This is a genomic window from Micromonospora sp. NPDC005298 (assembly GCF_040607375.1).
Lineage (GTDB): Bacteria > Actinomycetota > Actinomycetes > Mycobacteriales > Micromonosporaceae > Micromonospora.
The window spans coordinates 354,864-363,580 of record NZ_JBEXGP010000003.1; the positions used below are offsets into that span (position 1 = coordinate 354,864).

At 73.6% G+C, this 8,717-nt stretch carries 9 protein-coding genes; 2 read left to right on the forward strand and 7 right to left on the reverse strand.

What is annotated here, in order from left to right; translation table 11 throughout:
- Positions 1-6: 6 nt before the first annotated feature.
- The 7 genes from nadC to ABZS77_RS10625 all read right to left on the reverse strand — a co-directional run bounded on the left by nadC (position 7) and on the right by ABZS77_RS10625 (position 6,733).
- The gene (gene nadC, locus ABZS77_RS10595; RefSeq protein WP_354820425.1) at positions 7-903 is read right to left on the reverse strand and encodes a carboxylating nicotinate-nucleotide diphosphorylase; all 897 of its coding nucleotides are present in this window, start codon (positions 901-903) and stop codon (positions 7-9) included.
- Positions 900-2,594, reverse strand: a complete 1,695-nt coding sequence (locus ABZS77_RS10600; RefSeq protein ID WP_354820428.1) for an L-aspartate oxidase — start codon at positions 2,592-2,594, stop codon at positions 900-902. Before ABZS77_RS10600 ends, nadC begins: the two co-directional genes overlap by 4 nt.
- Positions 2,595-2,702: 108 nt before the next feature.
- Positions 2,703-3,596 (reverse strand): septum formation family protein, encoded by an 894-nt coding sequence (locus ABZS77_RS10605; RefSeq protein WP_354820431.1) that lies wholly within the window; start codon positions 3,594-3,596, stop codon positions 2,703-2,705.
- Between the two features lie 96 nt (positions 3,597-3,692).
- Positions 3,693-4,121 carry an aspartate 1-decarboxylase gene (panD, locus tag ABZS77_RS10610; RefSeq protein ID WP_354820434.1) on the reverse strand — a complete coding sequence of 143 codons (429 nt, stop codon included), beginning with the start codon at positions 4,119-4,121 and terminating at the stop codon, positions 3,693-3,695.
- Positions 4,122-4,166: 45 nt separating this feature from the next.
- On the reverse strand, positions 4,167-5,015 hold the full coding sequence (panC, locus tag ABZS77_RS10615) for a pantoate--beta-alanine ligase (RefSeq protein WP_354820437.1): 849 nt from the start codon (positions 5,013-5,015) through the stop codon (positions 4,167-4,169).
- A gap of 55 nt (positions 5,016-5,070) precedes the next feature.
- Complete coding sequence (locus ABZS77_RS10620) at positions 5,071-6,036, reverse strand: Rossmann-like and DUF2520 domain-containing protein (RefSeq protein ID WP_354820440.1); 966 nt, start codon at positions 6,034-6,036, stop codon at positions 5,071-5,073.
- Between the two features lie 127 nt (positions 6,037-6,163).
- Positions 6,164-6,733: a TetR family transcriptional regulator gene (locus ABZS77_RS10625; RefSeq protein ID WP_354820443.1), complete on the reverse strand. Its 570-nt coding sequence runs from the start codon at positions 6,731-6,733 to the stop codon at positions 6,164-6,166.
- Between the two features lie 118 nt (positions 6,734-6,851).
- Here ABZS77_RS10625 and ABZS77_RS10630 point away from each other — a divergent pair, with 118 nt between their 5' ends.
- Together ABZS77_RS10630 and ABZS77_RS10635 are read left to right on the forward strand one after the other, a co-directional pair.
- Positions 6,852-7,820, forward strand: coding sequence for an SDR family oxidoreductase (locus ABZS77_RS10630; protein ID WP_354820446.1), 969 nt, complete (start codon positions 6,852-6,854; stop codon positions 7,818-7,820).
- A 25-nt stretch (positions 7,821-7,845) separates the two neighbouring features.
- Positions 7,846-8,717 (forward strand): SAM-dependent methyltransferase (locus tag ABZS77_RS10635; RefSeq protein WP_354820449.1); only part of this gene is annotated, 872 nt, incomplete at its 3' end.

An 8,717-nucleotide genomic window follows, 5' to 3' on the forward strand; every position in this document is an offset into this window, starting at 1 on the left:
AGACAACTACCCGGTGCGCAGGTCCATCGCGATGTCCAGGATCGGCGACGAGTGGGTCAGCGCACCCACCGAGAGGAAGTCGACGCCGGTGGCCGCGTACCGGGCCGCCACCTCCAGGGTCAGGCCGCCGGTCGCCTCCAGCTCCGCCCGGTCGCCCACCGCGGACACCGCCTCGGCCAGCACCTCAGGCGTCATGTTGTCGCAGAGCAGGAAGTCCGCCCCGGCCTCCACGGCCTCCACGGCCTCCTCGACGGTGGTCACCTCGACCTGCACCGGCACCTCCGGGAACGCCTCCCGGACCCGCCGGAACGCCGCCGTGATCCCGCCCGCCGCCAGCTTGTGGTTGTCCTTGATCATGGCCACGTCGTAGAGGCCCATCCGCTTGTTGGTGCCACCGCCGGCCCGCACCGCGTACTTCTCCAACGCCCGCAGGCCCGGCGTCGTCTTGCGGGTGTCCAGCACCATCGCCTTCGTGCCGGCCAGGGCGTCCGCCCAGGCACGGGTGTGGGTGGCCACCCCGGACATCCGGCAGAGCAGGTTCAGCGCCGTCCGCTCGGCCGTGAGCAGCAGCCGCGTCGGGCCGGTCACCGTCGCCAGCACGTCACCGCGGGCCACCCGCTCGCCGTCGCGGGCCGACACCGACACCTCGACGGTACGACCGGAGCCGGTCACCTCGCCCACCAGCTCGAACACGGCCGCGGCCACGGACACCCCGGCCAGCACCCCGTCGGCGCGGGCCACCAGGTCGGCGGTGTCGCTCTGCTCGGCCGGGATGGTCGCCACGCTCGTCACGTCCAGGAAGTCCGGTCCCAGGTCCTCGACGAACGCGGTCTCGATCACCCGCCGCACCTGCCCCGGGTCCAGTCCGGCGGCCAGCAGCGCCGTCCGCGTCGACTCCGTCATGCGTTCCCCTCCCACTGCTGCGTCAACCGGCCCTGCGCCCCGATCGAACCGACCAGGTGGCCCAGCCACCGCTCGTCGGCGGTCGGGAAATCCTCCCGCCAGTGGCAACCCCTGGTCTCGCCGCGCACGTACGCCGCCGCCACAAGCGTCGACGCCACGGTGAGCAGGTTGGTCGCCTCCCAGTCGGCGGTCCGTGGCCGGCCCCGGGCGGTGCCCAGCTCGCTCAGCGTCCCGGCCGTCCCGGCGAGCGTCGCCGCCGACCGCAGCACCCCGGCGCCGCGGGTCATCGCCCGTTGCAGGGTCGGCGTGGCCTCGGCCGGCAGCACCCACCCCTCGCCACCCCGCCACGCGCCGGTGTCCGCCGGTTGGGCCTGCTCGGGCAGGCCCGCGGCGATGTCGTCGGCGATCCGGCGGGAGAAGACCAGGCCCTCCAGCAGCGAGTTGCTGGCCAGCCGGTTCGCGCCGTGCACGCCCGTGCAGGCCACCTCGCCGCAGGCGTACAGGCCGGGGATGGAGGTGCGGCCGCGCAGGTCGGTACGGACACCGCCGGAGGCGTAGTGGGCGGCCGGCGCCACCGGGATCAGGTCGGTGGCCGGGTCGACGCCGATGGCCAGGCAGGACGCCACGATGGTCGGGAACCGCCCGGCCAGGAAGGCGCCGCCGAGGTGCCGGGCGTCGAGGAAGACGTGGTCCGCGCCGGTGGCCAGCAGCACCCGGTGGATGCCCTTGGCCACCACGTCCCGGGGGGCCAGCTCGGCCAGCTCGTGCTGGCCCACCATGAACCGCTTGCCGTCGCCGTCCACCAGGTACGCGCCCTCGCCGCGCAGCGCCTCGGACACCAGTGGCTGTTGGGCATGCCCGGCTCCGGGTACGCCCGCGCCGGACGGGGTGATCAGGGCCGTCGGGTGGAACTGGACGAACTCCACGTCGGTCACCGCCGCACCGGCCCGCATCGCCAGCGCCACCCCGTCGCCGGTGGAGACCGCCGGGTTGGTGGTGGCCGCGAAGACCTGCCCCATCCCGCCGGTGGCCAACACCACCGCACGGGCCAGCAGGGCGCCCACGCCGTCCTCACTGCCCTCGCCGAGGACGTGCAGGGTGATGCCGCAGGCCGGGCCGAGCCCGTCCGGGCCGTCGCCGGGCGCCCGCAGGAGGTCCAGCACCAGGGCGTGCTCCACCAGCCGGATCCACGGGTCGCGCTGCACCGCGGCGTGCAGGGCGCGCTGCACCTCCGCGCCGGTGGCGTCCCCGCCGGCGTGCACGATGCGGTCCGCCCGGTGCCCGCCCTCGCGGGTCAGCATCAGCGAGCCGTCCGGGTGACGGTCGAACTCGGCGCCGATCCGGATCAGCTCCCGTAGCCGGGTCGGGCCCTCCTCGACAAGTACCCGCACCGCCGCCGGGTCGCAGAGCCCCACCCCGGCGACCTCGGTGTCCCGGGCGTGCGCCGCCGGCGTGTCCGCCGGATCGAGCACCGCGGCGATGCCGCCCTGCGCCCACCGGGTCGAGCCGTCGTCAATGTTGACCTTGGTGACCACGGTGACGTGCAGACCCGCCTCCCGCAGGTGCAGCGCCGCGGTCAGGCCGGCCACCCCGGACCCCACCACGATCACGTCGGTGGTCTCCACCCAGCCGGGTTCGGGAGCGGCCAGCAACGGGGGCAGGGCCGGCAGGTCGACGGTCGGAAGGTGCATCCCCCCAGTCAACCCGAACGAACCTCGCGGGGGGCGGCGGGGGCGGGACGAGTGGTATCGGCTACCCCGTCCCGGGCCGCGCGGAGCGCCCCGACCGTCGGGCCGTGGTCACTTCGTCCGGACCGGAAGACCCGCCGGGCCCGCGCCCTTCAAGGAGGCGGTCACCGTACGGTCGCTGAGCCACAGGTAACAGCGCACGCCCCGGTCACCCACCCGCCAGCGCCCGGCCCCCGGTGGGCGGACCACCACACCGCTGCGAAAACGCAGGTCGGCGTCGTCCGGCACGCCCACGAAGCGGCCGACAGCACTGCGACACCCGGTGTAGAGCGGCGCCCAGTCGGCGTCCCTGGTGGGGTACGGCGTGTCCGGTGCACGCCACACGCCGACGAACTCGGCGTCGTGCCGCCCGCCGCACTCCACCGGGACCAGCGTCTGCACACGCCCGGCCGCGCCACGGGTCTGCTGGCAACCCAGCCGCAGCGGCGAAGGAGTCTTCAACGCGTCCCGCAGACTGCCCGAGCGGACCACCACGGTCGCCGCCGCCTCGACCGTGCTCAACTCGGTGAGATCGCACCGGAACCAGCGAGCGCCCGACACCCAGCCCGGCCCGGAGGGCAGCGCCACGGACAACCGCAGTCGGCCGGCCCGCCAGTCGTCACCCACGTACCCGGTCGCCCGGGTGTCGCACTCGGCGAACGCTCCCCGCAGCTCCGGCGAACCACCCGCCGGGGCGGTCGCCCGCTGGAGCGGGAACGCTCCGACGTGCACGGTCTCCAACCGGTGCGGACCCGCGCAGTCGACCGGCTCGTAGCCGGCCAGGGTGACCACGTCGGTGAAGTCGGCGGCCTGACAGACACCTGCCGCCGGGGTGAACACCGCAGGCGCCGCCACGGCGGGCCAGTCGTCGGTCAGGTCACCGTCCAGGCCGCCGGACCCGGCGCAGCCCACCAGCAGCACCGCCGTCACGGCGGCGGCGAACAGGGTCCTCACGGCACTGCGCATAGCGGCCTCCCCCAGCCACCCGCCAGCTTGCGCCGGCGCGCCAAGGGTAACCGCACATGACCTTCCGGTGACAGACCGGAATCGCCTCGCGCGGGATCACACGGCGGACACGGCCAGCGGGCTGGGCACCGGGTCACCGGCCATGCCGGGGGCCACCCCGGCCGGGTCGGCACCCAGCTCGATCACCCGGTTGTCGGCGTCCACATGCACCACCCGCGGCCGGTACGACCGGGCCTCGGCGTCGTCCATCTGGCCGTACGAGATGAGGATGACCAGGTCACCGGGGTGTACGAGGTGCGCGGCGGCACCGTTGATGCCGATCACGCCGCTGCCCCGCTCACCCGGGATCACGTACGTCTCCAGCCGGGCGCCGTTGGTGATGTCCACGATCGCCACCTGCTCGCCGGGGATCAGGTCGGCGGCGTCGAGCAGGTCCTCGTCCACCGTCACCGAGCCCACGTAGTGCAGGTCGGCCTGGGTCACCGTGGCCCGGTGGATCTTCGACTTGAGCATGGTCCGCAGCATCGGGGTGGCCTTTCGCGGGAATGGTGGAGGTGGGAGGCGGCCGGGTCAGGGACGGGGTGCCAGGTGGATCGCCGCGTTGTCGATCAGGCGGGTGGCACCGACCCAGGCGGCGATCACCAGTCGGGCCGGCCCGGACACCGGTCCCGGTTCCAACTCGGGATCGGTGAGCACCAGGTAGTCGAGGCGGGCGCCGGGCGTACCCGCGCCGAACGCGGCGTGCGCGGCGGTCAGCACCGCGCCCGCGTCCGAGCCGTCGTCGGCCGCCCGCGCGCCAGCCTTCAGTGCGGCGGACAGGCTCAGCGCGGCGGCCCGCTCCGACTCGCTCAGGTAGCGGTTGCGGCTGGACAGCGCCAACCCGTCCGGCTCCCGCACCGTCGGCACGCCGACCACCTCGACCGGTACGTCAAGGTCCCGGGCCATCCGGCGGACCAGGGTGAGCTGCTGGTAGTCCTTCTCGCCGAAGAACGTGAGGTCCGGCCGGGTGAGCTGGAGCAGCTTCAGCACCACGGTGAGCACGCCGTGGAAGAAACCGGGGCGGCTCGCGCCCTCCAGCTCCGCGCCGAGCGGACCGGGGTCGAGGCGTACCCGGGGCTGGCCGTCGGGGTACATGTCGGCCACCGAGGGGGCGAACACCACGTCGGCGCCGGCCCGCCGGCACACCTCCAGATCCGCGTCGAGGGTGCGGGGGTACCTGTCGAAGTCCTCGTTCGGCCCGAACTGCAACGGATTCACGAAGATCGTCACCAGTACGTGGTCGGCCTGTTCCCGGGCGGCACGCAGCAACGTCTCGTGCCCCGAGTGCAGGGCACCCATGGTCATCACCACACCGACGGTGCCCTTCAGCCCGGCCCGGGCCTCGGCCAGCTCGGCACGGGTGTGGAGGAGCTGGGTCACAGCGCCACCTCGGTTCGCGACTGCGGGGCTCGCAGGGTCGGCTCACTCCGTACGCTCACGCGGCCACCTCCCGACCCGAATCGGCAAGCACGCCGAGCAGCGACTGCGCGTCCACCGGTCGGAGCCGGCCGGCGGCGATCGCCCGGTCGGCGGTACGACGGGCCAGCGCGAGGTACGCGGGTACGGACTCCGGGGCGGTGGCTGCCAGGCGGGCCAGGTGCCGTCGCACGGTCCCCGCGTCGCCCCGCGACACCGGGCCGGTCAGCGCGTCGTCGCCGAGCCGCAGCGCGTTCTCCAGGGCGGCTCGCAGCAGTGGGGCGAGGACCTTCTCCGGCCGCTCCACGCCGGCGTCCCGCAGCCGGTCGGTCGCCTCGTTCACAAGGGTCACCAGGTGGTTCGCCCCGTGCGCCAGCGCGGCGTGGTACAGCGGGCGGTCCGCCTCGGCCACCCACTCGGGTACGCCGCCCAGGTCGGTGACCAGACGGGCGGCGAGCTGACGCAGCTCGGCAGGTGCGGTCACCCCGTACGAGATGCCGTCGAGGCGGGCCAGGTCGTCAGGCGTACCGGTGAAGGTCATGGCGGGGTGCAGGGCGAGCGGTCGGGCGCCGGCCGCGGTGCCCGGCGTCAGTACGCCCAGACCGTGCGCGCCCGAGGTGTGCGCGACCACCTGGCCCGGGTGCAGGGCGCCCCGCTCGGCGAGGTCGGCGACCACCCCGGCCAGCGCGTCGTCCGGTACCGCGATCAGCAGCAGGTCGGCGGCGGCGTGTGCGACGGCGGCGGCCGGCTGGCGGGGCACCTCGGGCAGCAGCAGGGCGAGGCGCGCCCGGCTGGCCCCGGATTCACCGCTGACGGCGACCACGTGGTGCCCGGCGGCGGCGAGCGCGGCGCCCAGCACGGCTCCGACGCGGCCCGCGCCGACGACACCGACGGTGAGCAGGCGGGAGGCGGCGCGGGCGCCGGGAACGGCGCGGTCCCGCGATGCGGCAGGAGGCCCGGGGTGCGGGCGCAGCGGTGCGCTCATGACGACGATCCAGTCCTCGAGAAGGGGTACCGGTCGATCGCAAGTATGCGCCCGGCCCGCCGAACCGGGACAAGCATGTGTGAAAACCTTCACCACCGACGGGACGGCCGGTCGGGGCCGCCCGAGGTCAGGGCGTCGGGGCCGAGGTGATGGCGCGCAACTCGGCGGCCACCTCGGCGATCAGGTCGCTGAGCGGGGCGTCGCTGTCGGGTGCGACCCAGCGGTCGTACGCGACCCGGAAGACGGTGGCACCCGACTCGGTGGCCAGGGTGGCCGTGGTCTCGTCGACCCCCCTGGCACGCAGGGCGGCGGTGACCGCCGCCACCAGGGAGCCCGCCTTGCGCAGTTCCCGTTCCTGTAGCTCGGGGCTGCTCTCGATGATTGCCTGCCGCGCCCGGACCAGATCGAGGCGGTCCGCGAAGATCTCCTCCGCCACCCGGCGGAAGGCTGCGACGACCGCCTCGAAGGGCGGGGCCTCGGTCTCGGTCACCACCCGGACCAGGATCTCCTCCAGGTGCCCGCTGCCGCTGAACAGCGCCTCGCGCTTGTCCCCGAAGAGTCGGTAGAAGGTGCGTTTGTCGAGGCCCGCGCGGGCGGCGATGTCGGCGACCGTGGTCTGTTCGAAGCCGCGCTCGCGGAACAACTCGAAAGCGGCCGCCTCCAGGCGGCCGCGCGCGTCTGGTTGCCAGCGGGCCATCCGGCGATCGTATCCGATGTCACATTGCGACATCTCCGCCACCGCGATGTCGCGGTGTGACATCGGGCGAGATATGGTCATGTCGCAAGGTGACATCGGCTCTCACGAAGGAACCACAATGCGCGTATTCGTCACAGGAGCCTCCGGCCACCTCGGCTCCGCGGTCGTCCCCGAGCTGCCCTCCGCCGGACACCAGGTCGTCGGCCTGGCCCGCTCCGACACGTCCGCCGCCGCCATCGAGAAGCTCGGCGCCCAGGCACACCGCGGCGACCTCGCCGACCTCGACGTGCTCCGCGAAGGGGCGGCCGCCTCCGACGGGGTGATTCACCTGGCGTTCCGCCACGACCTCATGATCAACGGCGACCTGGCCGGCGCCGCCAGGGCCGACCTGGACGCCCTCACGGCACTCGCCGACGGCCTCATCGGCGCCGGCAAGCCCCTGGTCGGCACCGGCGGGACGGCCATGCTCGTGATGGGCGGCATCGCCGGCCGCCCCGGCACCGAACACGACACGTTCCCCAGCGGTGGCTACCGGATCGACGCGGAGAACGTCGTGGCCGACCTCGCCTCCCGGGGCGTGCGCTCGTCAATCGTCCGGCTCGCGCCCACGGTCCACAGTTCCCTCGACCGCTACGGCTTCATCACCGCCATTATCGCGGCGGCCCGACGGAAGGGATACTCCGCGTACGTCGGCGAGGGCACCAACCGGTGGCCGGCCGTCCACACGCTCGACGCGGCAGTGCTCTACCGACTCGCCCTGGAAAAGGCCCCAGCCGGTACGCGCCTGCACGGAGCCGCCGACGAGGGCGTCCCCTTCCGGCAGATCGCGGAAGCCATCGGCGCCAACCTCGGCATCCCGGTCCGCAGCATCAGCCCCGACGAGGCGAACGACCACTTCGGCTTCCTCGGGTCGTTCGCGCAGCTGGACAACCCGACGTCGTCCGCCGTCACCCGCGAACTGCTCGGCTGGACGCCCACCCACCCCGGACTGATCGCCGACCTGCACGAGGCCACTACTTCCGGGCCTGAACCGCGAGGCCGGCCGTCGAGGATCGGGAAGCGGGTGGCCGTAGGGTCGGCACGGTGACACCTGCTGAACCCGGAGTGAGCTGATGCCGATCCCGTGGCGGGACGCGATGAGTCACGCCCTCTACGGGCCGGACGGCTTCTTCGTGGTCGGCACCGGCCCGGCCGACCACTTCCGCACCAGCGTGCACGCGTCCCCGGCCTTCGCCACCGCCCTGCTGCGCCTCGTCACGCATGTCGACGCCGCGCTGGGCCATCCGCCACGGCTCGATGTCGTGGACGTGGGGGCTGGGCGGGGGGAGCTGTTGCGGGCTCTCGCCGGGCTCGCGGTTGGGGTTTCCGGGGAGCCCGCCCACTCCGGGCGGTCAGGCTTGATCCCTCCGTGGGCGGGCTCCCCGGAAACCCTGACGTCCACGGCGTCCGTTCGACGGTCGCCCGACGGTCCGTCGTCGGTCACCGCCCGTCCGTCGCTCGCGCAGCGAGTGCGCTTCACAGCCGTCGAGTACGCCGACCGCCCCGAAGACCTGCCCGAAGAGATCAACTGGACAGCCGAGATCCCCAACGAGATCAACGGACTGTTGATCGCCACCGAATGGCTCGACAACGTCCCGCTTGACGTGGCGGTACACACCGCCGATGGCTGGCGATATGTGCTTGTCGACCCGACCAGTGGCGCGGAGACGGTTGGGGAACTCGTCAGCTCGGATGATCTCGACTGGCTGACGACCTGGTGGCCCATCGCCCCTCCCGGTGCGCACGGTGACCAGGATCGGACGGCCAGCACCGACGCGACAAGCGAAAGCGAGTCGGGTTTCGGGGCAGCCCGGCCGGCGCAGGGATCAAGCCTGACCGCCCGGAGCCGGCCGGGCCCATCGACCGGGGCAGTCGAGCGCGCAACAGCCAGCCCACAGCCGGTGCGAGCAGCGCCGAGAGCAGCAGCGCGATGGCCAGCGGAATG

Excerpts from the sequence above, each read along its gene's own strand:
- nadC (WP_354820425.1), bottom strand. The coding sequence starts at position 903 with ATGACGGAGTCGACGCGGACGGCGCTGCTGGCCGCCGGACTGGACCCG.
- ABZS77_RS10600 (WP_354820428.1), bottom strand. The coding sequence starts at position 2,594 with ATGCACCTTCCGACCGTCGACCTGCCGGCCCTGCCCCCGTTGCTGGCC.
- ABZS77_RS10605 (WP_354820431.1), bottom strand. The coding sequence starts at position 3,596 with ATGCGCAGTGCCGTGAGGACCCTGTTCGCCGCCGCCGTGACGGCGGTG.
- panD (WP_354820434.1), bottom strand. The coding sequence starts at position 4,121 with ATGCTGCGGACCATGCTCAAGTCGAAGATCCACCGGGCCACGGTGACC.
- ABZS77_RS10620 (WP_354820440.1), bottom strand. The coding sequence starts at position 6,036 with ATGAGCGCACCGCTGCGCCCGCACCCCGGGCCTCCTGCCGCATCGCGG.
- ABZS77_RS10625 (WP_354820443.1), bottom strand. The coding sequence starts at position 6,733 with ATGGCCCGCTGGCAACCAGACGCGCGCGGCCGCCTGGAGGCGGCCGCT.
- ABZS77_RS10630 (WP_354820446.1), top strand. The coding sequence starts at position 6,852 with ATGCGCGTATTCGTCACAGGAGCCTCCGGCCACCTCGGCTCCGCGGTC.